Source organism: Collinsella aerofaciens (assembly GCF_028206995.1).
GTDB lineage: Bacteria > Actinomycetota > Coriobacteriia > Coriobacteriales > Coriobacteriaceae > Collinsella > Collinsella aerofaciens_AQ.
This window is the reverse complement of record NZ_JAQLFL010000002.1, coordinates 23,874-46,723: the sequence shown is the minus strand read 5'-3', so window position 1 is coordinate 46,723 and position 22,850 is coordinate 23,874. Positions and strand designations below refer to the sequence as shown.

The window sequence follows — 22,850 nt, the reverse complement described above, 5'->3', positions numbered from 1 at the left end:
TGTTAGGTATATGCCGAGTATCTAACGAAGGATTCACTATGCCCTGCAATCAACTCCCGTTGACCCAGCGCCGTAAAGCATGGGGCCGCATCACCATCCTATTCGCGCTCATCGCGCTGGCGATCACCGTGCTTCCCACGGCGTCGTTCGCCGGCACGGACACCGCAGGAAACGTACTTGCGACCGACAATGACGCCAATCCGTCCGGCGTCGAAGGTGACCTGTACTGGGCAGGTCAGGCCCTCAACTTGGATGATGTGTCCATCGGCCGCGATATCATCGCCGCGGGCGATACCCTCTCGATCCGTGACTGCACAGTGGGCGGCGCCGTCCGTCTGGCGGCACGCACCATCGACATTGCCAAGACCACGGTTGATGGCAGCGTGACCGTCGCTGGCCAGCATGTCGTGCTCAATTCCGACAGCACCGCCAACTGTTTCTACGCGATAGGCGAGACGGTTGCCCTGCGAGGCTCCACCAAGTCGGCAGCGCTTGCGGGCGACACGGTGACCATCGATGGCACCGTCAAGGGCGATGTCGAGGTTTGGGCCGACAAGCTCATCCTGGGCAAGAACGCCCACATCACCGGCACCGTGAACGCGCACGTCTCCGAGGACCCCGAGCGCGCCGCGGGAGCCGAGGTCGGTGCGCTCAAGATCGACCGCACCGAGAACGAGGATACTTCCACCGTTAACGATGTCATCGGCGGTATCGTCGCCGCGGCACTCTCGACCTGCTTTGTCGCTCTGCTGCTCGAGCTCATCTTTCCGCGCGCGACCGCCAGCGCCGCCGGCATGCTCCACCAGCGCTCCATGCCCCTGTGGGTGAGCGGTCTTCTGGGCACGATTGCTATCGTCCCCGCCGTCCTACTGCTGATTATCTCTATCGCTGGTCTGTCGCTTGCCGGAACCCTCTTGTGCGGCGTTATCGGCATCGCGTTGATGTCGAGTGCCTTTGCGGGGTGCGCGATCGCCCGCATGGTTGGACACAACCAAAACCGCTACGCCATGGCAGCCGTGGGCGGCGTAATCGCAGGCGCCCTCACGGGGCTTCCCCTCGTAGGTGACTTCATCAGCGGCGTGGCCTTTGTCTTTATGCTCGGTTACATCATCCAAATCATCTGGCGCAACGCCCGCGTCAAGCCGCAGCAGCCGGCTAACACGCCAGGACTCCCCACCGCTTAGCCGCCAACCACCACAAAGGGACCAGGCACCTTTGTGGTGGTGCAGACCAGCTCAGTCCCTATGCACAAAAAGGGCGCCGACCATTACGGTCGACGCCCTTTCTTGTTAGACGCTATAAAGTCCAGCGCTTATTTGTTGACCTGGCCGGCGCGGACGGCGGCCTTCTTGCGGTCGGTGGCGTTGAGCAGGCGCTTGCGCAGGCGGATGTTCTTGGGGGTAATCTCAACCAGCTCGTCGTCGGCGATGTACTCCAGCGCCTCCTCCAGCGAGAAGGTGCGGGGCGGCACCAGCTGAACGGAGATATCGGAGGTCGAGGAACGCTGGTTGCCCAGGTTCTTGGTACGGGCGATGTTGACGACCATGTCGCCAGCCTTGCTGCGCTCGCCCACGATCATGCCCTCGTAGCACTCGGTGCCCGGCTCAACAAAAAGCTGGCCGCGCTCCTGCAGCGTACCCAGAGCATAGGCAACGGCCTTCTCGGTGGTCATGGAGATCATTGCGCCGTTCTGACGGTTGCCGATCTCGCCGGCGTAGGGACCGTACTCCAGGAAGGTGTGGTAGAACACGCCCTCGCCGTGGGTGACGTTCATGATGCGGTTCTTAAGGCCCATGATGCCGCGGGTCGGGATCTTAAACTCGAGGTGCGTCACGATACCCGAGGTATCCATGCTCGTCATGATGCCACCGGAGGTACCGAAGACCTCAACGACCTTGCCCGAGTACTCGTCCGGGCACTCAACGACGGCCTGCTCGACAGGCTCCATCTTGTTGCCGTTCTCGTCCTTCTTAAACAGAACGCGGGGACGGCCGACCTGGAACTCAAAGCCCTCGCGGCGCATGGACTCCATCAGAACGGACAGGTGCAGAATGCCGCGGCCCGAGACCTCGACGCCGCTCTTGTCCTCGAGCTCCTCGATCTTCATGGTCACGTTGTTCTCGGCCTCGTTGAACAGGCGCTCCTTGAGCTGACGGGCGCCCACGATGTCTCCGTCGCGACCGACGAGCGGGGAGGTCGAAGCCTCGAAGACGATGGACAGGGTCGGCGGGTCGATCTCGATGGGCTCGAGCTCGACGGGGTTCTCGGGATCGGTGTAGACATCGCCGATATCGGTGCGGTCGATGCCCACGACGGCGGCGATGTCGCCGGCGCCGACTTCCTGGCACTCGGTGCGGCCCAGGTAGTCGAAGGTAAAGAGCTGCTTGACGGTAGCGGTGGCGCTGGAGCCGTCGTTCTTCACAACCAGAATCTGGTCGCCCTGATGGATGGCGCCGGAATACACGCGACCGATGCCGATACGGCCAACGAAGTTGGAGTGGTCGATGGTCACGCACTGCATGGCCAGCGGAGCGTTCTCGTCAACCTCGGGCGCGGGCATGTCGTCGATGATCATATCGAGCAGCGGATACATGTCCATGTTGCCGTCGTTGGGATCAAGGCGGGCAAAGCCATTCATGGCGCTGGCGTAGACCACGTGCTCCATGGCGAACTCAAGCTGGTCGTCGGTGGCGCCCAGGTCGGCCATGAGGTCCAGGCAGTCGTTGTAGGCCTTCTCGGGGTTGGCGCCCGGACGGTCGATCTTGTTGATGACGATCATGATCTTAAGGCCGGTGTCGATAGCGTGACGCAGCACGAAGCGGGTCTGGGGCATGGGGCCCTCAAAGGCGTCGACCAGCAGCAGGGCGCCGTCGGCCATACGCAGCACGCGCTCGACCTCGCCGCCAAAGTCGGCGTGGCCCGGGGTGTCGATGACGTTGATCTTGACGTCCTTGTACTCGATAGAGATGTTCTTGGCGAGAATCGTAATGCCGCGCTCGCGCTCCTGGTCGTTGGAATCCAGGACGCGGTCCTCGACCTGCTGGTTGGCACGGAAGGCGTCCGTGGCACGCAGGAGCTTGTCGACCATCGTCGTCTTGCCATGGTCGACGTGAGCGATGATGGCGATGTTCCTCAGATTGTCTACGCGCATGTAGTTCCCCTATCTTCTATCTATATACAACCGGCACGCGTATGCGACCCACCCAGCAATGCAACGCTCGGCGGGAATATTGAGCCTTTTACCGAAAACTCGTTTATTTTAGCGATTTTAGATGAGAGGGGTTTCCTCACCTGCAGGTTCAGGGTCGCTCCACATAAAACCATCGCCGGCGCCCATGCCCTCATACAGCACATATGCCGAAAAACCGCTCTCGAGCGTGGTTTCGAAGAAGCTCACGAGCAGAGCATCGTGATAGCCGCCGTCAATCTCGACGCAGCCGGTGTAGCCGATGGCATAGCGAGCGATACGGCCCAGGCCCTCGTCCTTAAGACCCATCTTGTGCTCGGAGATAAAGTTGGTGGCCGCCTCCAGGCACGCCTCTTCGCCGTCCTCGTCGAGCGCCGCCAGATAACGGTTGGAAGCAGCATCCTCAATTGCCACGACCACGCCAGGGTTTTCACCGGCGGCAAGGTCGTCCAAGAACGCGCCGATCAGATCGCACACCATGGCGTCGAGCTCGGCGGAGACGTTACCGGCATCCTGCATATCCTGTGCCATCTTTAGACCTTCCCATCGAGTCTGACGTCGTTACAGTTCTTGTGCCTCGGCGGCGATCTTGGCGGCAGCGTCGCGGGTGCGCATCATGTCCGCCGCGCGCTTGTCGAGCACCTTGATCTGACTGGTCAGCATGACTGCATCGACCACGCCCCAAATCACCAGGCCCGTAGAGATCGAAAACCCAAGCGCACCAACTGTACCACGAAGGCGTGAGCAGATTGCCGCGACAAGGGCGGAGACGACAACCATCTTGATAAACGAGCCGCGGCGCTCGCGGAGCGTGCGGGCCTGCGTCACATAGGCAATGCGAGCCGCCTCAGAAGCCTCCGAGCGCATCTGGGCCTCGCGGGCGATCGCAGCCGCCTCAGCCGACATACCGCCGGCCATCAGCGAACGCTCCGCATCCTGGCCGCCCCGCATTTAGAAGTCATCGGGCGAGAGCGTATGGACGAACTCGTCGAACTTCTCGAACTCCTGCTCGTCGTCAACTTCCTCGGTATGGGCAGAAACAGTGCCCAGGCGATTCATGATGTCGTCCTCCACAAACATGGGGGCATTGCTGCGCACGGCAAGGGCAATGGCATCACTGGGACGGGCATCGATCTTGCGCTCGTCACCATCGGCCAGTACGACAATCGTCGCGTAGAACACCGGCGGCTCGGCGCGAACGATCTCGATGCGCTCGAGCTTGGCGCCCAGGGCGCCAACAGTATCGAGCAACAGGTCATGGGTAATCGGGCGATCGGCGCGTCCGCTGTCGATGCCGCGGCTGATTGCCGCAGCCTCAAACGAGCCAGTCTGGATGGAGAGGGAGCGCAGCGGCGCGGGGGAATCCGACTTGCTGCAGCGTTCGCGAAGCACGATAAGCGATGGCACGGGACCGGCGGCCATGACGATGGTCTCTATGTCGACACGAACCATGGAACACCTCCGGTACGTAGCGGTTAACACGCGGCGGCCCGCCGCGTTGAATAGCTATACTACCCAAACTTTCGCGTAGCACACAAAATCAAAGTAGTTAATTTGGGACAGAGCTTTTTTGACTACCTTCTGTGGCTAAGAAAAAAGCCTCGAGGCAATTGCCCCGAGGCTTTTAACAGTTTTGATGGTGGACCTGACAAGATTCGAACTTGTGACCTCCCGGTTATCAGCCGGACGCTCTAACCAACTGAGCTACAGGTCCATCGCGCAAGGGATATATTAGACGAGTCGTTACGCGCGCGTCAACAACTTTTTTGAAAAACTTTGGAGTGTGCCCGCCGAGCGGGCACGGGGTCCAAGGTTGTCAAAAAAGCGGTCGGCGCGCAGTGCGCCGACCGCCGATATATGGGGTCTGATATTTTCTACCGCTAGGGTCTCTTACTCGTCGAGGAGATCCTCCGGCATGTCGTTGCCGTCGCCTAGGTCGACTGGAGCCTCTTCGGCGTCGGCTGCGGCCTCGGCACCTTCGCCCTCGGGCTTCTCTTTGGCCGCCGTCATGCGGGCTACGGCGCAGATGCGGTCGTTGTCGTCGACGGTCATCATCTTGACGCCCTGGGTGGCGCGGCCAGTCTGGCTGATCTCGTCGGTCTTAACGCGAATGACCGTCGCGCCCTCCGTCACGATGAACAGCTCGTGCTGCGGACCCACCGTCTTCATGGCCGCAAGGTTACCCTTACGCTCGGTCATTTGGATGGTGTAGACACCCTGGCCGCCGCGATTCTGCTCCGGGTAGTCCGCAACCGGCGTGCGTTTGCCGTAGCCGCGCTCGGTGATGACGAACAGATCGCCGTTGCCGTTAGTGACTTCCATGCCCAGAACGCTCACGCCGTCCTTCATACCGATACCGCGAACGCCGCTGGTATCGCGGCCGGTGGCGCGCACCTGCTCCTCGGAGAACATGATCGCCTTGCCCGCGGTGGTGGCCAGGATAATCTTGTCGCCCTCGCGCACGCGGCGCACGTTCAGCAGCGCGTCGTCGTCACGCAGGTTGATAGCGATCAGGCCATCACGGCGGCTACGATCGTAAGCGCTCATCACGGTCTTCTTGACCATGCCACTCTTGGTGGCAAACATCAGGTACTCGTCGGCCGGGAACTCGCGGCAGCTGATGACGCTCGCGATCTTCTCGCCCTCCTCGAAGGGCAACAGGTTGACGATCGCGGTACCGCGCGCCTGGCGCGTACCCACCGGCAGCTCGTGCACCTTCAGGCGATAGACCTTGCCCTTGCTCGAGAAGAACAGCACGTACTCGTGCGTGGACGCGATGAACATCTCATCGATAACGTCGTCCTCTTTGAGGTTGACGCCCGACACGCCCTTGCCACCGCGCTTCTGGGCACGGTAGGCAGCCACTGGGATACGCTTAACGTAGCCGGTGTGGGTGATGGTCACGACCATATCCTCGTCGGCGATGAGGTCCTCGACATCCAGGTCCTTCTCAACCTGGCTGATTTCGGTACGGCGCTTGTCGCCAAACTTCTTGGAGATCTCGCGCATCTCTTCCTTGATGACGCCCAGAATCTTCTCCTCGTGCGCCAGCAGGTCCTCGTAGTAGGCGATGGCGCGGCGCAGGCCGTCCAACTCTTCTTGGATCTTGTCGCGCTCCAGGCCGGTCAGGCGGCGCAGCTTCATCTCGAGGATGGCCGTGGTCTGCTCGGGCGTAAAGCCAAAGCGTTCGATCAGTCGGCTGCTGGCCTCGGAGTCGGTCTGCGAGGAGCGGATGATGCTGATGACCTCGTCGATATGGTCAAGGGCCATCAGGTAGCCCTCGAGGATATGCGCGCGGGCCTGGGCCTTCTTAAGGTCGAAGCGGGTGCGGCGGGTGACGACGTCGACCTGGTGGTCGATGTAGTGCTGCAGCATCTCGCGCAGGCTCAGGCATTTGGGAACGCCGTTGACGAGTGCCAGGTTGTTGGCGCCAAAGGTCGTCTGCAGCGAGGTGTACTTATACAGGTTGTTGAGCACGACCTGCGGAATGACGCCCTTCTTGAGCTCGATGACCAGACGGATGCCCTTCTGGTTGGACTCATCGCGCATATCCGAGATGCCCTCAATGCGCTTGTCGTTGACGAGTTGGGCGATCTTCTCCTGCAGGGTGCCCTTGTTGACCATGTAGGGAATCTCGGTAAAGACCAGGCGGCTGCGGCCGGTCTTGGTGGACTCCACATGTGCCTTGGCACGCACGGTAATGGAGCCGCGGCCGGTCTCGTAGCTCTGCTTAATGCCGGCGCTGCCCATGATGATGGCGCCGGTGGGGAAGTCCGGACCGGGCATGATCTGCATGAGCTCGTCGACGGTGGCGTCGGGGTTGTCGATCAGGTAGCAGGTGGCCTCGATCGCCTCGGTGAGGTTATGCGGGGCGATGTTGGTGGCCATGCCGACGGCGATGCCCTGGCTGCCGTTGACCAGCAGGTTGGGGAAGCGCGCAGGCAGTGCCACGGGCTCGGCGAGCGATTCGTCGTAGTTGGGCTGCCAGTCGACGGTATCCTTCTGCAAGTCACGCAGCAGTTCCATGGCGGGCTTGGCCAGGCGGCTCTCGGTGTAACGCATGGCCGCCGCGCCGTCGCCATCGATGTTGCCGAAGTTGCCGTGACCGTCGATGAGCGGCGTGCGCATGGAGAACCACTGCGCCAGGCGGACCATGGCCTCGTAGACCGCAGAGTCACCGTGCGGGTGGTACTTACCGATAACTTCACCGACCGTCCAGGCCGACTTTTTGTGTGGGCGGTTGGGGTAGATGCCGCTCTCGTTCATCGCGTACAGGATGCGGCGGTGTACCGGCTTTAAGCCGTCGCGCACGTCCGGCAGGGCACGCGCTGTGATAACCGACATCGAATACTCGATGAACGACTGCTTCATCTCGCGACCGAACTCCGAAATCTGGAGCTGGCCGCCGTTGATGTCCTCGCCGGCCGAGGCGCCACGATCGACTTCGCCAAAGCTCTCCTCGAGCTCACCGTCGTCGTCCTCTTCCTCATCATCATCGGCATCGGGGTTATAGGCGTCCGGATCGCCGTCCTCGCCCTGCTCAGCACGGGCAAGCAGGCGCTTCAGATCATCGGGCATACCGGCATCGCCGGCCTCGTCCATACCCTCGTTATTGTTGATATCGTCTGCCACGTTACCTCCTCATGGTTTGCGTGGTCTAATTAGTTCCCTACCACGGAGACGGCTTTTCCAGGTGCCGCAGATTCGCCCGAAAGAGGAGGGAAACGTACTTGGGTACGCGACCGACGATTGAGGGCGAAGGTGCGGTGGCTGGGAAAGCCGAACAGGTTAGGCATCTAAGAATCGTGCATCATGTGCATGCTTCTCGATGTACTCGCGGCGATAGCCGACCTCGGAACCCATCAGCTCGCGCACGGCGCGGTCCGCCACCACGGCGTCCTCGATCGACACACGCTGCAGAATGCGGGTCTTTGGGTCCATCGTCGTCGAGGCAAGCTGTTTGGGGTCCATCTCGCCCAGGCCCTTGTAGCGCTGGACGGTATAGCCCTTGCGCTTTTTGGTGATCTTGCCGTCCTTGGCCTTGCCGTCCTCGTCGTTATCATCGGGGTTCAGGCCCAGACTCTGGATGGTATCGCGCAGGATCTCGTCTTCGGGCTGGCGGCCGTTGGGATACACGTAGTGGATCTTGTTGCGCACCTTAATGCCAAAGATGGGCGGGCAGGCAACATAGACGTAGCCGGCATCGATCAGCGGACGCATGTACTTGTAGAAGAACGTCAGCAGCAGGATGCGGATATGCGCACCGTCGACGTCTGCATCGGTCATGATGATGATCTTGTGGTAGCGCGCCTTGGTGATATCGAAGTCGCCGCCGTCGCCGGCACTCGTCGTGACGCCGCAGCCGATCGCGGTAATCAGCGACTGAATGGTGTCACTCGAGAACGCGCGATGGTCACCAACGCGTTCGACGTTCAAAATCTTGCCGCGCAGGGGCAGAATCGCCTGGATGTCTCGGCGACGGCCGTCCTTGGCCGAACCGCCTGCCGAGTCGCCCTCTACGATGAAGAGCTCGGTCAGCTCGGCATCGCGCACCGAGCAGTCAGCGAGCTTACCGGGCAGGGACGCCGTCTCGAGCAGGCTCTTGCGGCGGGTCGCCTCGCGCGCCTTGCGGGCGGCATTGCGCGCCTTGCAGGCCTGTTGCGCCTTCTTGACGATCTCGCGAGCGGGCTTGGGATGCTCCTCGAGGTAATCGACAAGGCCGTCGGTCACAATCTTGAGCGTGAGCGCTCGCATATAGGAGCTGCCGAGCTTTGCCTTGGTCTGGCCCTCAAACTGCGGATCGGGCAGCTTGACCGAGATAACGGCCGAAAGGCCCTCGCGCACATCGTCGCCGGTCAGGTTGGCGTCTTTTTCCTTGAGCAGGTTCTGCTTGCGCGCGTAATCGTTGATCACGCGGGTGAGCGCGGTACGGAAGCCCTCAAGGTGCATGCCGCCTTCGGGGGTGTAGATGTCGTTGGCAAACGACATGACGTTCTCGCCGTAGCCGCTATTCCACTGCAGGGAAACCTCGACCTCGCCCATCTTGGCCACAGGCGCGTCCGGGTCCGATTTGCCCTCAATGTAGATGGGCTCCTTAAAGGCCTCGGGGACGTCCTTGCCCTCGTTGAGGAACTTGACGAAGTCGATGATGCCGCCCTCGTAGCAAAACTCCTCCACGTGGGGAGTCGCTTCGCGCTCGTCGGTCAGCACGATTTTGAGGTTCTTATTGAGGAACGCCGTCTCCTGCAGACGGTTATGCAGCGTATCGAAATCGTAGATGCAGGTCTCGAAGATCTCGTCGTCGGGCCAGAAGGTGACGGTGGTGCCCGTCGAATCCGAGGTGCCCACGACCTCCATCTTCTTGACGGTCTTGCCGCGCGAGAACTCCATCTCGTAGGTGTTGCCATCGCGACGAACCTGAACGACCACACGCTTGGACAGTGCGTTGACGACGGAGATGCCCACGCCGTGCAGGCCGCCCGAGACCTTATAGGCCGAGTTATCGAACTTACCGCCGGCGTGCAAGATCGTCATGACAACCTCGAGCGTCGGGATCTTTTTAACAGGGTGCTCGTCGACGGGGATGCCGCGCCCGTTGTCGACGACCGTGATGGAGTTGTCGGCGTGGACCGTCACCTGGATCTCGGTGCAGAAACCGGCCATGGCCTCGTCGACAGAGTTGTCAACGATCTCCCACACCAGGTGATGCAGACCGCTGGCGCTCGTCGAGCCGATATACATGCCCGGGCGCTTACGAACGGCCTCGAGACCTTCGAGAATCTTAATCTCGCCGCCATCGTAATCGTTTTCGTTTGCCACACGTCCTCCTTCAGTCAAGAAAATGTGTACAGCCTTACTAGTTTATCGTAAAAAAATACCCTCGGGAACGAGGGTATTTGGCTCTACAAGGCCACCAGATGCGATTTAAGGCTCTTTTTTGCTTTGCACGCCCTTGGCCCACTCGGCACTGGCTCTCATGGCATTCTCGAGGGCCTCGCGCAGTTTTCGGTCTTTGATGGGCGCCACTTGGCGCTCAATCTCGGTGCGCTCGGCCTCACTTAGGTCGGCGTGCGGGGCCGGCGGGCGCTCGGTCGTCGCCGGGCGCAGGCGCTGCTTGGCGGCGGGCGGCGTGTGACCGGGCGCGGTGGTTTTGAACACCAGGCCATCCACATGCGCACCGGCGCGCTCCATGCGCGCGCGGATGATCTCGCGCAACAGCGTCATTTCCTGCGTCCACGAGGGCGAGTCGAGATATACCAGCAGCTCATTGGACTCGGGCAGGTAGCGCAGGCCCGTCACATGCCGCCCCTCGCGCGTGCCCGAGCACACCGCGTTCCACGCGCGATAGACCGCGCGCGACTCCTCGGCAGCCTCCATCTGCGCATGGCGCTCAGGTGTTGCAGCCGCCAGGATGCGCTGGCGCTCTGCGTTTAAAAATCCACTGAAGGCGACCGTCTCGCTCTCGCGCTCGTAATTAGCACGTCTCACCCATGCTCACCACCTTGGCTCGACCGAGCAGGTCATCGGTAAAGTACCCCAGGTTGGTCGTGGTTATGACCGTCTGGATATCATCGCCGATCAACCGCAGGAAAGCACCGCGGCGCTCGCCGTCGAGCTCGCTCATCACGTCGTCCAAAAGCAGCAGTGGGGCGGTGCCCAGAACATCGCGAGCCACGGCCACCTCCGCCACCTTCCAGGCCAGCACCAACGTTCGCTGCTGACCTTGGCTGGCAAATGAACGGGCGGAGCGACCCGCCACGGTAAATTCAATCTCGTCGCGATGCGGTCCCACCAACGTCACGCCGCGGCGAATTTCCTCGTCGGCGCGCTCATCAAGGGCGGCCAGCATGCGCTCGTACGCCCAGCCCTTCAGCTCTTCGCGATCCTCGACCTGGGGCAAATCCCCCAGCGTGGACGTATAGGTCACGCTGGCAGCCTCGCCGGACGCCACTTGCCCGTAGGCAGCGTGCACATGGCCCGCCAACCGGTCAAGCAGGGCCAACCGGTGCACGAGCAGGGCCGAGCCCGCGCGGGCAATCGAATCGTTCCACGCGCCGAGCATCTCGCGGCAGCACCAGGTCTCCTTGAGCAAGGCGTTACGCTGGGTCACGCAGCGCCCATAAGCGCTCGCAAGATCGGCATAGCGTGCGCTCAGTTGCATGCCAAAGCCATCGAGGGCGGCGCGGCGCACACTGGCGCCTCGCTTAACCATGTCCAGATGGTCGGGGCAAAACAGCACGCTCGGCAGGACCCCGCGCACACCGGCGGCGGAGCATCTCTTGCCGTTGCGGCTAAACGAGCGTTTACCGTCCTCCGCGCTCAATCCCATATCAAGCACGCGGCCGTCGCCCTCGAGCCTCAGCTCGACCTTGCACGAGCCCACGCCATCATGGACGAGCTCGGCGGCGGTCGGATGCCTAAACGAGGCGCCGCTCGTCAGCAGCTGCAGCGCCTCTATGAGATTGGTCTTTCCCGCCGCGTTAGGTCCCGCAAGTATCGTCACGCCCTCGTCCAGGGCAAGGCGATAGCTATCGAAGCTGCGGTAGTGCGCGACGGAAAGATCGCGGGCGAACATGGTCATGGCGCAGCGCTAGATGCGGACCGGCATGACCAGGTACAGGTAGTTGATCTTGTCGTAGGACTTGAAGATGCCCGCCTGCGAGTAGCTCTTGAGCTCCAGCGTGATCTCCTTCTCTTTGGACAGGGCATTGAGGCAGCCGAAGATGTAGTGGTAGTTGAAGGCGATGGCACCCGACTCGCCCTCGGCCTCGACATCGATCGTCTCCTGCGCAAGGTCCTGGTCATTGGAAATGGAGGACAGGCCCATCTGCCCGTTCTCGACATCGATCTCGAACTTGACGGCGGGGTTGGCGCTCGCGATAACGGCCACGCGTTTGAGGGCGGCGTTAAAGGCGGCGACGTCGATCTTGACGCTCGTCACGCACGAATCGGGGATGAGCTGCTTGTAGTTGGGGTACACGCCCTCGATGCGGCGCGACACGTAGGTGGTGTTGCCGGCCTCAAAGACAACCTGGGTGTCGGTAGCCCCGATCATGATGGTTGCCTGGCTGGCCATGATGTTCAGCGCGTCGTTAAAGGCGTCGGCCGGAACGTTGAGTTCAAAGGAGCCCTCGAGGGTCGAGGTCTCGACCTGCGTATCGCACACGGCCAGGCGGAAGGAATCGGTCGCCACCAGGCGCACGGTGTTGTTCTCGACCTTCATGTGCACGCCACCCAGGATGGGGCGGGCCTTGTCGGTTGAGGTGACGCGCCACACGCGGCTGACCATCTCGGACAAGATATCGGTCGGCAGCTCCACGGCGCTCTCGATGGCATAGGCCGGAAACTCGGGGAAGTCATTGGCATCGAGCGTGTTCAGGCGGAACGAGCTCTTCTCGCAACCAATCAGCACCTGGCGCTCGGACAGCTCAAAGGTGACCGGGGCATCGGGGAGGGTCTTGGTGATATTTGAGAGCATCTTACAGGGGATAACCATCTCGCCCTCTTCTTCGACATGCGCCGCGATGCGATGACGGATCGAGATGGTGTAGTTAGAGGTCTGGAATTCCAAGATGCCGTCTTGCGCCTTGACGAGCACGCCCGACAGGATGGGAAGGGTGGATGCCGAAGCGACGCCCTTCATAACGACGCCGATGGCTTGTGTGAGCGAGCTCTGGCTGACGGTGAACTTCATCTTTTAATACCTTTCTATAGATATAAATATCTTAATAATAGTAATAGCACTGACGAAACTGTTGATTACTCCCAAAGACGCAGGTCAGACCCAGAAAGAGAATCGACAGCAACCTGTGTGCAACAGGGGTGGTTTTCCACGTTCAAAACCTGCGCAAAACTTTTCATCACCGCGGTTTGGGTTTTAGACACCTTATGTCCGTGGTTTCGACAAGTTTTCAACAGGTGTCTCTATTTCCCTACGAGCGCAGTGTAATTTTATCGCGCAGCGACTTGAGGTCTTCGGTGACGGCGCGGTCTTCCTGGATCATCTTCTGGACCTTTTTGTAGCTCGTGCTGACGGTCGAGTGGTTGCGGTTGCCAAATTCGGCGCCCACCGCCGTGGTCGTCATCTCGCACATCTCGATAGCCAGGTAGATAGCGATATGGCGTGCTTTGGCGATATTGGCGTTGCGACGCGGGCCGATGAGCTCCTCGTGCGTCACGCCGTACTGCTCTTCAATGACGGACTGAACCGTTTGCACGTTGATCTTTTTGGCCGATGTGTCGAAGTACTGGCTGGCAATGGCGTCGATATCGTCAAAGGTGAGCTCCCCGCCCTCGCGCTCGCGGTCGCCCGCCTCGCCGGCGCAGCGCTCGCAAAAGCTCTCGAGTTCGCGGATGTTGGTGCCCGAGACCTCGGCCATGTGTTTAAAGTGCTCGTCGGTCAGGTGTCCGCCGTCGCCCCCATAGGCCGCCAGCAGCGAGTCGTCGCCTACCTCGGGAGCGGCGACGATGGTGTTCTCGTAATAGCGCTGCAAGATCTTGTATTTCATCTCGTAGCTGGGCTCTGCGACCAGGCAGAGCATGCCGGCGTTGAAGCGGCTGGTCAGACGCTCGTCCATGCTCAGGTCCTTGGGGGCGCGGTCTGCCGCGATGACGACCTTCTTGTTGTTGCGGATGAACTCGTCCATGAGCTGGAAAAAGTAGTCCACGCTCGCGCGCTTGCCGATGATGTTTTGGATGTCATCGATGATGAGCACGTCCACGCCGTGGTACGCCTGCATGATGGGGGCGTTGCTCTTCTTTTGGCGGTCGAACTCGGTCATCAGGTCGTCCAGATATGCCTGGGAGTTGGCATACTTGACCTTGATCTCGGGCGACTTCTCGGCGAGCTCGTTTTTGATGGCAAGCAGCAGGTGCGTCTTGCCCAGGCCCGATTTGCCGTAGATGAACAGTGATGTGCACGTGCCGCGCTCGTCCGCGAGGGCGGCAAACTTGAGTGCCGAGCGATAGGCATGGCTGTTCTCGGGGCCGTAGACAAAGTTCTCAAAGGTAAATTTTGAGTTCGCGGCGAGCGGGGCTCCATCCGTATTCTGCTCGGCCGGCACGGTCGGCGCCGGTATGGGTGAAGCGGGGGTCGCAGCTTGCGTGGATTTAGTCGGCGCTCCGCCCTTCATCTGGTTCATCATGCGACGAAAGTCATCGGCCGAGAGCGTGTTCTTGATTGCAATGCCCGAATCCGCGCCCGCCGCCGCGTCGTGAGCGATGGGCATGTGCGTGACGGGTACGTTCGTTGACGTCGCCGCCGCGGTCGGCAACGGTGCTATGGTTTCACGGGAAACATCGCTGTGCTGGTGCTCGATTGTCGGCACGTTGCCTGCGGAGGCCGGCACCGCCGGGGAAGCAGCGGGAGCCGTGGCGGGCGCCGTGGCGGCAGCGGATTCCGTCGCGGCGCCTTGCGGTGCCACGATGTCGAGAGCAATCGGTGCAAAGGCGATTTCTTCCAGATAGGCCTCAATAGTCGGCTGATGCTTTTTGAGCTGCGCGATGGCAAAGCGCGAGGGGGCCTCGATCGTGAGCGTATCTTCGGTCAGGCTTATGGCGCGCGATTGCCCCAGCATGTTGATGAGGCGTGCATCTTGGCCGTCGCGCTGGCAAAAGGCGATGGCATCCCCCAGGATGATGCTTGCTTCCTCGTCCACTGTCTCTCCCGTTCTTTAGCTCTGAGCTCGCACGCGAGCGGCGCCGAGTTCGGTCAGATGGTATTTCTGGCCATGCTTGATGACCAAGCCGGCCTGCGCCAAGTCATTGAGCGTGCGTGACCAAGTGGGGGCCGAGTTTCCAAACGCCCTCGCAAGATCGGTTGCGCCGCACGCTTGATTTTGCGCCAGATAGCCCAGCGCGGCGTTGCCGCGATCGCTTACGAACACGTCCGGTTGTGGCTGTGCATACTGATTTACTGCATTAGGATACATCATTTGAGCTGCTGGTTGTTGAGAACTCTGCGTCGACGGCATTTGCTGTTGAAAACTTTGAGGCCACTGTTGGTAAGGCTGCGGAGGCGTCTGCTGGGCCCAGGGGTTGTACTGCTGCTGCGGCATCTGCTGGTACGGCTGCTGATATCCCTGCTGGTACTGCTGCGGGAACTGCTGGCCATACCCCAGTGGCGGCATCTGCTGATATGGATATCCCTGTTGGTACGGCTGATAGCCCATTTGCTGGCCACCCGGCGCCCCCGTCGCCTGCTGCATTGCTGCTGCATCCTGATCAGCCAGCGGCATGGCCTCTGGCATGTTTGGCGGCATCGACATAGATGCCGCCTGGGGCTCTTGTGTGGGAAGCATTCCGGGCTGCTGCATCTGTCCCACGGGGGGCTGCATCTGCTGCGTTGCCACGGGCTGCTGCGCAAAAGCTCCCGGCAGGGGATATGTGGGCTGCTCCGTCTCGGGCCGCACGGCAGCGCCGCGTCCGCCGGCACGCTCGATTTCCTGCACGCGTTTAGGGTTCAGGCTTACCGTAACCACGGTGCCGTTGCCCATGTTGTCCTCGATGGATACGGCACCGCCGGCGTTTTCCAAATACTCCTGCACCATGGGAAACCCTGCTCCGGTTCCACGGATATAGCGCTTCATCTTGCTGTTTGCGCTGGTAACGCCAAAGTCGAAAGCACGTTCCTTGTCGTCGATGCCGGGTCCTTGGTCAGCAAAGCGGATGGTGTCTCCGCCGTCCAGAATCGAGATGATGGGCTCGGCAAAGTGTGCGTGGATAAAGTTTTCGACAATCTCGCGGATGACCATGAGCGAGATGTGGCCACCTTGTTCTTTCATGCACTGGTAGACGGTGTTGGTCGTCTCTTCCAAATACGTGCGGACATCTTGCGGATCAATGACGATCACCCGCGGTGTCGACAGCATGTCGTCATAGACGGCGATGCGCGCGGCGTACATGGCTTTTGGCGCCTGCGTGGTCGTCTGCTCGCCTTCCGCACGCTCTTCGCGCACGCCGGTGATGTGCTCGTTGTCGGGTGCCGGGTCTCCGGAATCGACCATGGTGTAAAAGTCGTCAGACATGCCGCTCGCAATCTTTCAAAAGGTTTCGAACAAATAGTAGCTCACCGTGCAACGTTTCTCATCTTTCGACAACTTTTCAAAACTTGTCGAAAACTTTGGAAAACGGGCGAAAAGTTCTCAACATTGCCAACATGACCTGTTGAAAACTCGATGAAATATCGTGAAAGGTTGCCATGCACCGCTAAATCGAGCTTGGCTTATGGGGGAACCGTGTGAACTGCGCAACCTTTTACCTTTGATTTCTTGACATTTGAACATTGATTTCCCTACAATCTTCAAGCTCACGTGTCTATATCTGCGTCCGCGTCCCCGCGGACACTCGAAATGCAGCAGGAGGAACTTAAGATGAAGCGTACGTATCAGCCTAATAAGCGTAAGCGTGCCAAGACCCATGGCTTCCGTGCCCGTATGGCCACTAAGGGTGGTCGTGCCGTGCTCGCCCGTCGTCGCGCCAAGGGCCGCAAGCGTCTCACTGTCTAGCAGCGATACACACATCTCGCATGAAGACTATTAAGTCTCGGCAAGATTTCGAGCATGTGTTCAGTCAGGGGCGTCGTTTCAATCACCCTCTGATTCGAATGACCATATGTGAATCGGTTGGCGAAGGCGACTCCGGAAGGGTCGCCTTCGTTGGTGCTAAACGGCTCGGTTGTGCTGTCGTGCGCAACCGTTCTAAGCGTGTGATGCGCGAGGCCGCCCGCAGCTGTGGATTTCCCGTTACGGGTTATGACATCATCTTGTTTGCAACTCCCAAGACGAGGGTTTCCTCGCCGCAGGAGATGGACAAGGCGTTGCGTTCGCTTATGAAGCGCGCCGGCGTTGCCGGGGAGGAGCGATGAGCAATCACGTTTTGCGACGTGTTGCCATCGCTCCTATTCGCATATATCAACAGGTTATTTCGCCCTTATTGCCTGACGCCTGCATTTATTACCCAACGTGCTCGCAATACGCCATCCAGGCGATTGAGAAGCACGGTGTTTTGAGAGGCTGCTGGCTTGCCGTGAGGCGCATCGCTCGCTGCAATCCCCTGCACGTCGGCGGTTATGACCCTGTGCCCTAGCGGGCACTCGCTATCGGAGGAAAACTTACATGTGGGATTGGATCGTTAACATCCTTTTCGAGCTGCTCAAGCTCATCCAGACCTTTGCGGTCGACTGGGGCCTGTCCATCATCATCCTGGTGGTCATCATCCGTCTGCTGCTGACGCCGCTCATGCTCAAGTCGACCAAGTCGACGGCTCGCATGCAGGTGCTGCAGCCCAAGATGCTCGAGATCCAGGAGCGCTATGCCGACGATCCCCAGCGTCAGGCCGAGGAGATGCAGAAGTTCTACAGCGAGAACAAGTTCAACCCCATGGCTGGCTGTCTGCCGCTGCTGATTCAGATGCCTATCCTGTTCGCCCTGTTTACATTGCTGCGCAACCTGCCGCAGTACTTTAACGACGGCACGTTCTCGTTCTTCAACATCCTGCCCGACCTGACCACCACGCCGAGCGCCTCCTTTGCCGATGGCTTTATGGTTGCACTGCCTGCGCTGGTTTGCCTGATCCTGTTCGCCGTCCTGACCCTGATTCCGCAGCTCTATATGTCGCGCAACCAGACCGGCCAGCAGGCTCAGAGCATGCGTATGATGGCCGTTGTCATGACGGTCATGATGCTTTGGATGGGCTGGAGCCTTCCCGTTGGTGTTCTGCTGTACTACGACGTCTCGTCTGCTTGGCAGGTTATCCAGCAGATTTTTGTGACGCAGAAGGTCATCGACAAGGCGAAGGCCGATGAGGAGGAGCGTCTTAAGAACGCTCCGCTGCAGGTTGAGGTCATTCGTCGAGAGAAGAAGCCGCGCCCGCACAAGAAGAAGTAACGGGATATCAATCTTATTTAGGTACCTAACTTTTGGAGTACGTTATGTCTGAAGAGATCATCGAGGATATGCTTGAGGAGGTTGCCCCGCAGGTCGCGGGCGATTATCCCGAGATTGCACAGCGCTACAAGGCTGGTGAAGAGCTGACCGATGAGGAGCTCGACACCATTGCCGATGTTGCGATTTCCATCCTGCGTTCCATCCTTTCGCACTTCGATGCCGCCAACTCTCCTATCGATGAGTATGAGGGCGACGAGGGTGAGCTGATTTTGGATGTAACGGCTCCCGACCTTGCTGTTCTCATTGGCCGTCATGGTCGCACCCTTGATGCCTTTCAGGTTATGTTCTCTTTGCTGGTGAGCCGCAAACTTGGCTTTAGGTATCCGGTTGTAGTGGACGTAGAGGGATACAAGAGTCGCCGTCAGGACAAGGTTGCTTCCATGGCTCAGTCTGCTGCCGAGCGTGCCATCCGCACTCATAAGAGTGTTTCGCTTCCGCCCATGAATGCCTACGAGCGTCGACTGGTTCACATTGCACTTCGTGGCAATGATGCCGTCGATACTCATTCTGAGGGTTCTGACCCTGATCGCCATGTGGTGATTGTTGCTCGATAATCTTCTCGAGCTTATGCTAAGGGGACGTGGTTTCCACGTCCCCTTTTTTTGTCAAAAGTTCTCGATACACTGATTTTTGTCAGAAAGGAGCTTTCGTTGTTAGTACTTACTGATCAGCAGGCTGACGAGATGTTGAGTCGTCTAACTTCCTATTGCAAAGAGTATTCCTTGAGCGTAACTGATGTTGAGCTGAGGAAATGTATTCAGCATTTGGATTTGGTTCTAGAAACAAATAAGACAACCAATCTCACCCGTATTCTTAACGTAGAAGATGCTGCAGTACTTCATATTCTCGACTCACTTGTTTTGCTCCCCTATATCAACAAGGCTCCTGAGGGAGCTTTGCTCGATATGGGAACAGGTGCGGGCTTCCCTGGTATTCCATTAACCATAACCACGCATCGTAAAGCTACTTATATTGACTCAGTTGGCAAGAAGGTTGATGCGGTTAATTCCTTTGTCCATGCTCTTGGATTGAAACATGCTCATGCGGTTCATGATCGTCTTGAAGAATATGCTCGAAGACATAAGAAGCAGTTCTCTGTTGTAACCGCCCGCGCACTGGCCCCTCTACCGATTCTTGTTGAGTATGCGGCTCCGTACCTCAAGGATGGAGGGCTATTTGTTATAACCAAGGGCAATCCTTTGGATGAGGAGCTTGCTTCCGGCATGTCAGCAGCTAAGATTTGCGGCTTCACTTTGCTTCTGAATGACGCAAATGATTTGCCTGAAGGCTTGGGTCACAGGGAGTTCATTGTTCTTAAGAAGAGTCATCCAGCATCCGTTTCATTGCCTCGTGCAAATGGCGTGGCAAAGAAGAATCCGCTTGCCTAGATGTTTCACGTGAAACATAATGGATACTAACAACTTGCAGTGTTTCACGTGAAACATGGCGGTTGATATCGATTCGGAATGTTTCACGTGAAACATCCTCCGTTTGACAGCTTTAATACACACCAGGAGGGACCGTGGGATTTCGCGACGTTAAGCGTTCTAAGAGCGCAAAAGACACGCGTATCATTGCAATCATCAATCAAAAAGGCGGTGTCGGTAAGTCAACGACGGCTGTAAACCTTGCAGCGGCACTGGGTGAGCAGGGTCGTAAGACACTGATTGTCGATTTTGATCCGCAGGGAAACAGCACCAGTGGATTCGGAATTGAAAAAGAAGACCTTGATCACTGCATCTATGATGCATTGTTGAATGATGTGCCAGCAGAATCACTCGTTCTTGATACAAATTGCAAAAAGGTATTCGTAATTCCAGCTACAATTCAGCTTGCAGGCGCCGAAATTGAGCTCGTAAGCGCAATTGCACGTGAAACCCGCCTCAAAGATTTGCTTGAGCCGATTCAGGACGAGTTCGATTTTATTTTCATTGACTGTCCTCCTTCGCTCGGCCTGCTTACTATCAACGCCTTGACCGCAGCGGATAGCGTTTTGATTCCGATCCAGTGCGAGTATTACGCACTCGAGGGCGTTACGAAGCTGCTTGAGTCTATGAAGATGGTTAAATCACGTCTTAACAAGGGCTTAGACACCTATGGTGTGCTTATGACGATGTATGACTCGCGTACTTCACTATCGAATCAGGTTGTTGAGGAGGTTCAATCGTACTTTGGTGATAAGGCGTTTAAGACGCTAATCCCCCGTACGGTTAAAATCTCCGAAGCTCCGTCTTTTGGAGAACCGGTAATTACCTATGCACCTCAAAATAAGGGTGCAAAAGCATATATGAACCTTGCAAAAGAGGTGATCAAGCGTGCCTAGTGTAAAGAAACGTGGCGGATTGGGACGTGGACTCAATGCTTTGGTCTCAGAGGCCGAGTATGAGACCGGCGGTTCGGCTGCATCGGCTTCAAATGCCGCATCTGAAACAAAACTACCTATTGAGGATATCGTTCCCAACCCTAATCAGCCACGAATTCATTTTAACGAAACTGAACTTCGCGAGTTAAGCGAGTCAATCCAAGAGCACGGCGTTTTGCAGCCGCTTTTGGTTCGCAAGCATGGAAACGGCTATGAGATCATTGCTGGTGAGCGACGTTACCAAGCTTCAAAGCTTGCTGGCCTTGAAGAATTGCCAGTTATCATTAAAGAGGTAAATGATGAAGAGATGCTGGCTCTTGCTCTTATCGAAAACCTTCAGCGTTCTGATCTGAATCCCGTCGAAGAGGCTAAGGGCTATCGCCAACTCATTGATGCCAGCGGGATGACCCAGGAGGCATTGTCGAAGGCAGTAAGCAAGTCACGCTCTGCAATTACAAACTCGCTGCGTCTTCTCGATCTCCCCGAAGTAGTTCAGCAGATGATTTTTGAGGGCAAACTTACTGCTGGTCATGCACGTGCGATTCTTGCAGTTCCCTATGAGGACGCGCGTATTCGACTTGCAGAGAAAGTTGTTACAGAGGGCCTTTCCGTAAGAGCGACAGAAAATCTTGCTCCGTTGTTTTCTGCCGGAGAGAGACCTAAGACGCCAAGGCCTGCAACGCCTCAGTCCTTTAAAAAGGCTGCCCGTGTGCTTCGTCAGGTATTTAATACCAACGTGCGTGTGAAGAGCTCGCGTGGAAAGAATAAGATTGAGATTGAGTTTAAAGACGAGGAAGAGCTCTCTCGTATTCTTGGCGAAATGATTCAGTTTGATCAAGGAGGCCAAGATGAGGAATAAGATTTTAACAGCGATTGCATTGGTGACGACTGTCGCGGCTGGTGCCTTTGCTGGCTATAAGATCGCGACAGACGATGAACTTCGAGGTCGTTTGCTTCGTGGCGCGCAAGATATCGTTGATACTTCCAAAAAGAAAATGGATGTTATGACGGAAGATGTTGCCATGCGTACTGCTCAGGTAACGAAGAATCCCAAGATTAATCAAGGTTGGGTCAGCAACCAATGGGAAAATGTAGGCTATTAGGTACCTAACAATTACTCAGCATATTTTGAGGGGTCCTTGTCTGATTCATGAGACAAGGACCCCTTATTTTGGCCGTAAAAAATGGGACAGGTAGCAGCTGATTCAAAATTAAGGTCAATAATTGAAACGACCCCGGTTGCATATTCTGTAACCGGGGTCGTTCGATGTTTCACATGAAACGTTTTGGGATGCGACTCCCCTATGCGTTCTTCTGAACTTTGAAGCGCTGCTTCAGCTGTCCGCAAGCGGCGTCAATATCGTTACCACGGGAGTTACGAATCGTGGTCTCGATGCCACGGGACTCAAGACGACGCTGAAGATCCTCAACCTTATGAATCGGCGACGGCTTGAGCGGGCTACCCTCGATGTCGTTAAGCTGAATGAGGTTAACGTGGCACAGCGTTCCCTCGCAGAAGTCGCAGAGCGCCTGCATCTCGGGATTCGTATCGTTGACGCCTTCGATCATGGCATACTCATAGGTCGGGCGGCGGCCGGTCTTCTCGGTGTAGAGCTGAAGCGCTTCGTGAAGGCGAAGCAGCGTGTACTTCTTAACACCGGGCATGAGCTTATTGCGCGTCGACTGGATGGCGGAATGCAGGGAAACGGCAAGCGTGAACTGCTCGGGGATGTCGGCAAATTTGCGAATACCGGGAATAACGCCGCTGGTAGAGACGGTGAGGTGACGAGCGCCGATACCGATGCCATCGGGGTCGTTGAGGATTCGCAGCGCCTTGAGAACCTCGTCGTAGTTGGCAAACGGCTCGCCCTGGCCCATGAAGACTACGCTCGTGGCGCGCTCGCCAAAGTCGTTGGATACATGAAGTACCTGGTCGACGATCTCTTGAGCGGTCAGAGAGCGCTTGAGGCCGTTGAGACCGGTAGCGCAAAAGGCACAGCCCATGCCACAGCCTGCCTGGGTGGAAACGCAGACGGAAAGTTTGTTGCGACGGGGCATGCCGACGGTCTCGACGGAAACGCCGTCGTGGTACTCGAGCAGATACTTGCGAGAGCCATCTTTGGAAACCTGCTTGGTGAGTTCAGTCGGCGTGTCAAAGGCAAAAGCCTCTTTAAGCTGCTCGCGGAAAGCCTTGGGAAGGTTGGTCATATCGTCAAACGAACAAACGTTCTTCTCAAAGACCCATTCGATGAGCTGCTTCGCGCGGAAGGCGGGCTGGCCAAGCTCGGCCACGAGCTCGCGAATATCGTTTTGGCTCAAGTCGCGAATGTCCTGAGATTTAGTCCTGGGATTCATG

General features: G+C 58.0%; 22 protein-coding genes and 1 tRNA gene. 10 read left to right on the top strand and 13 right to left on the bottom strand.

All coding sequences use genetic code 11. The features are described 5' to 3' along the window. Positions 1 to 38 precede the first annotated feature (38 nt). Positions 39 to 1,184 carry a bactofilin family protein gene (locus PMX60_RS02100; protein ID WP_138113613.1) on the top strand — a complete coding sequence of 382 codons (1,146 nt, stop codon included), beginning with the start codon at positions 39 to 41 and terminating at the stop codon, positions 1,182 to 1,184. 128 nt (positions 1,185 to 1,312) lie between these two features. Here PMX60_RS02100 and typA read toward each other — a convergent pair whose 3' ends face one another. From typA to PMX60_RS02040, 12 genes are all read right to left on the bottom strand, one after another. Beyond that, entirely contained in the window at positions 1,313 to 3,151 is a 1,839-nt protein-coding gene (typA, locus tag PMX60_RS02095; protein ID WP_055287536.1) for a translational GTPase TypA, read from the bottom strand. A gap of 117 nt (positions 3,152 to 3,268) precedes the next feature. Continuing rightward, positions 3,269 to 3,718, bottom strand: coding sequence for a hypothetical protein (locus PMX60_RS02090; RefSeq protein WP_089572580.1), 450 nt, complete (start codon positions 3,716 to 3,718; stop codon positions 3,269 to 3,271). Between the two features lie 30 nt (positions 3,719 to 3,748). Continuing rightward, a complete protein-coding gene (locus tag PMX60_RS02085; protein WP_055287540.1) occupies positions 3,749 to 4,138 on the bottom strand; it encodes a hypothetical protein in 390 nt (129 codons plus the stop codon). Beyond that, positions 4,139 to 4,639: a bifunctional nuclease family protein gene (locus tag PMX60_RS02080; protein ID WP_055310297.1), complete on the bottom strand. Its 501-nt coding sequence runs from the start codon at positions 4,637 to 4,639 to the stop codon at positions 4,139 to 4,141. A gap of 185 nt (positions 4,640 to 4,824) precedes the next feature. Continuing rightward, positions 4,825 to 4,901, bottom strand: a tRNA-Ile gene (locus PMX60_RS02075). A 176-nt stretch (positions 4,902 to 5,077) separates the two neighbouring features. Next, on the bottom strand, positions 5,078 to 7,789 hold the full coding sequence (gene gyrA / locus PMX60_RS02070; RefSeq protein WP_271746841.1) for a DNA gyrase subunit A: 2,712 nt from the start codon (positions 7,787 to 7,789) through the stop codon (positions 5,078 to 5,080). A 186-nt stretch (positions 7,790 to 7,975) separates the two neighbouring features. Then, entirely contained in the window at positions 7,976 to 10,006 is a 2,031-nt protein-coding gene (gene gyrB, locus PMX60_RS02065; protein ID WP_040360015.1) for a DNA topoisomerase (ATP-hydrolyzing) subunit B, read from the bottom strand. Between the two features lie 105 nt (positions 10,007 to 10,111). Continuing rightward, positions 10,112 to 10,675, bottom strand: coding sequence for a DciA family protein (locus PMX60_RS02060; RefSeq protein WP_271746709.1), 564 nt, complete (start codon positions 10,673 to 10,675; stop codon positions 10,112 to 10,114). Next, positions 10,662 to 11,768: a DNA replication/repair protein RecF gene (gene recF, locus PMX60_RS02055; RefSeq protein ID WP_271746708.1), complete on the bottom strand. Its 1,107-nt coding sequence runs from the start codon at positions 11,766 to 11,768 to the stop codon at positions 10,662 to 10,664. Before recF ends, PMX60_RS02060 begins: the two co-directional genes overlap by 14 nt. A gap of 9 nt (positions 11,769 to 11,777) precedes the next feature. Then, positions 11,778 to 12,881, bottom strand: a complete 1,104-nt coding sequence (dnaN, locus tag PMX60_RS02050; protein ID WP_271746707.1) for a DNA polymerase III subunit beta — start codon at positions 12,879 to 12,881, stop codon at positions 11,778 to 11,780. A gap of 238 nt (positions 12,882 to 13,119) precedes the next feature. Continuing rightward, positions 13,120 to 14,844: a DnaA ATPase domain-containing protein gene (locus tag PMX60_RS02045; RefSeq protein ID WP_334203714.1), complete on the bottom strand. Its 1,725-nt coding sequence runs from the start codon at positions 14,842 to 14,844 to the stop codon at positions 13,120 to 13,122. 15 nt (positions 14,845 to 14,859) lie between these two features. Then, on the bottom strand, positions 14,860 to 16,212 hold the full coding sequence (locus PMX60_RS02040; protein ID WP_271746706.1) for an ATP-binding protein: 1,353 nt from the start codon (positions 16,210 to 16,212) through the stop codon (positions 14,860 to 14,862). A 345-nt stretch (positions 16,213 to 16,557) separates the two neighbouring features. Between PMX60_RS02040 and rpmH the strand changes: the two genes are divergently transcribed. The 9 genes from rpmH to PMX60_RS01995 all read left to right on the top strand — a co-directional run bounded on the left by rpmH (position 16,558) and on the right by PMX60_RS01995 (position 21,597). After that, positions 16,558 to 16,692 carry a 50S ribosomal protein L34 gene (gene rpmH, locus PMX60_RS02035; protein WP_019127408.1) on the top strand — a complete coding sequence of 45 codons (135 nt, stop codon included), beginning with the start codon at positions 16,558 to 16,560 and terminating at the stop codon, positions 16,690 to 16,692. Between the two features lie 20 nt (positions 16,693 to 16,712). After that, a complete protein-coding gene (gene rnpA, locus PMX60_RS02030; RefSeq protein WP_118373078.1) occupies positions 16,713 to 17,051 on the top strand; it encodes a ribonuclease P protein component in 339 nt (112 codons plus the stop codon). Continuing rightward, on the top strand, positions 17,048 to 17,272 hold the full coding sequence (yidD, locus tag PMX60_RS02025) for a membrane protein insertion efficiency factor YidD (RefSeq protein WP_082222962.1): 225 nt from the start codon (positions 17,048 to 17,050) through the stop codon (positions 17,270 to 17,272). Before rnpA ends, yidD begins: the two co-directional genes overlap by 4 nt. Before the next feature lie 29 nt (positions 17,273 to 17,301). Continuing rightward, positions 17,302 to 18,072 (top strand): YidC/Oxa1 family membrane protein insertase, encoded by a 771-nt coding sequence (locus tag PMX60_RS02020; RefSeq protein WP_118373080.1) that lies wholly within the window; start codon positions 17,302 to 17,304, stop codon positions 18,070 to 18,072. A 44-nt stretch (positions 18,073 to 18,116) separates the two neighbouring features. After that, a complete protein-coding gene (locus PMX60_RS02015) occupies positions 18,117 to 18,686 on the top strand; it encodes a Jag family protein (RefSeq protein ID WP_271746704.1) in 570 nt (189 codons plus the stop codon). Positions 18,687 to 18,854: 168 nt separating this feature from the next. Further along, the gene (gene rsmG, locus PMX60_RS02010; RefSeq protein WP_271746703.1) at positions 18,855 to 19,520 is read left to right on the top strand and encodes a 16S rRNA (guanine(527)-N(7))-methyltransferase RsmG; all 666 of its coding nucleotides are present in this window, start codon (positions 18,855 to 18,857) and stop codon (positions 19,518 to 19,520) included. 134 nt (positions 19,521 to 19,654) lie between these two features. Next, positions 19,655 to 20,455: a ParA family protein gene (locus PMX60_RS02005; protein ID WP_022093800.1), complete on the top strand. Its 801-nt coding sequence runs from the start codon at positions 19,655 to 19,657 to the stop codon at positions 20,453 to 20,455. Then, complete coding sequence (locus tag PMX60_RS02000; RefSeq protein ID WP_271746702.1) at positions 20,448 to 21,353, top strand: ParB/RepB/Spo0J family partition protein; 906 nt, start codon at positions 20,448 to 20,450, stop codon at positions 21,351 to 21,353. Before PMX60_RS02005 ends, PMX60_RS02000 begins: the two co-directional genes overlap by 8 nt. Then, positions 21,343 to 21,597, top strand: coding sequence for a hypothetical protein (locus tag PMX60_RS01995; RefSeq protein WP_117564012.1), 255 nt, complete (start codon positions 21,343 to 21,345; stop codon positions 21,595 to 21,597). The genes PMX60_RS02000 and PMX60_RS01995 overlap by 11 nt, the downstream gene beginning before the upstream one ends. Before the next feature lie 199 nt (positions 21,598 to 21,796). Here PMX60_RS01995 and rlmN read toward each other — a convergent pair whose 3' ends face one another. Continuing rightward, positions 21,797 to 22,849: a dual-specificity RNA methyltransferase RlmN gene (rlmN, locus tag PMX60_RS01990; protein WP_055287295.1), complete on the bottom strand. Its 1,053-nt coding sequence runs from the start codon at positions 22,847 to 22,849 to the stop codon at positions 21,797 to 21,799. Position 22,850: the final 1 nt, after the last annotated feature.

Bases quoted from the DNA above. Each gene is read 5' to 3' on its own strand.
- PMX60_RS02080 (WP_055310297.1), bottom strand. From the start codon at position 4,639: ATGGTTCGTGTCGACATAGAGACCATCGTCATGGCCGCCGGTCCCGTG.
- rnpA (WP_118373078.1), top strand. From the start codon at position 16,713: ATGAAGACTATTAAGTCTCGGCAAGATTTCGAGCATGTGTTCAGTCAG.
- dnaN (WP_271746707.1), bottom strand. From the start codon at position 12,881: ATGAAGTTCACCGTCAGCCAGAGCTCGCTCACACAAGCCATCGGCGTC.
- PMX60_RS02085 (WP_055287540.1), bottom strand. From the start codon at position 4,138: ATGCGGGGCGGCCAGGATGCGGAGCGTTCGCTGATGGCCGGCGGTATG.
- PMX60_RS02090 (WP_089572580.1), bottom strand. From the start codon at position 3,718: ATGGCACAGGATATGCAGGATGCCGGTAACGTCTCCGCCGAGCTCGAC.
- typA (WP_055287536.1), bottom strand. From the start codon at position 3,151: ATGCGCGTAGACAATCTGAGGAACATCGCCATCATCGCTCACGTCGAC.
- rpmH (WP_019127408.1), top strand. From the start codon at position 16,558: ATGAAGCGTACGTATCAGCCTAATAAGCGTAAGCGTGCCAAGACCCAT.
- gyrA (WP_271746841.1), bottom strand. From the start codon at position 7,789: ATGGACGAGGCCGGCGATGCCGGTATGCCCGATGATCTGAAGCGCCTG.
- PMX60_RS01995 (WP_117564012.1), top strand. From the start codon at position 21,343: ATGAGGAATAAGATTTTAACAGCGATTGCATTGGTGACGACTGTCGCG.
- recF (WP_271746708.1), bottom strand. From the start codon at position 11,768: ATGACCATGTTCGCCCGCGATCTTTCCGTCGCGCACTACCGCAGCTTC.
- PMX60_RS02020 (WP_118373080.1), top strand. From the start codon at position 17,302: ATGTGGGATTGGATCGTTAACATCCTTTTCGAGCTGCTCAAGCTCATC.
- yidD (WP_082222962.1), top strand. From the start codon at position 17,048: ATGAGCAATCACGTTTTGCGACGTGTTGCCATCGCTCCTATTCGCATA.
- PMX60_RS02100 (WP_138113613.1), top strand. From the start codon at position 39: ATGCCCTGCAATCAACTCCCGTTGACCCAGCGCCGTAAAGCATGGGGC.
- PMX60_RS02015 (WP_271746704.1), top strand. From the start codon at position 18,117: ATGTCTGAAGAGATCATCGAGGATATGCTTGAGGAGGTTGCCCCGCAG.
- rlmN (WP_055287295.1), bottom strand. From the start codon at position 22,849: ATGAATCCCAGGACTAAATCTCAGGACATTCGCGACTTGAGCCAAAAC.
- PMX60_RS02040 (WP_271746706.1), bottom strand. From the start codon at position 16,212: ATGTCTGACGACTTTTACACCATGGTCGATTCCGGAGACCCGGCACCC.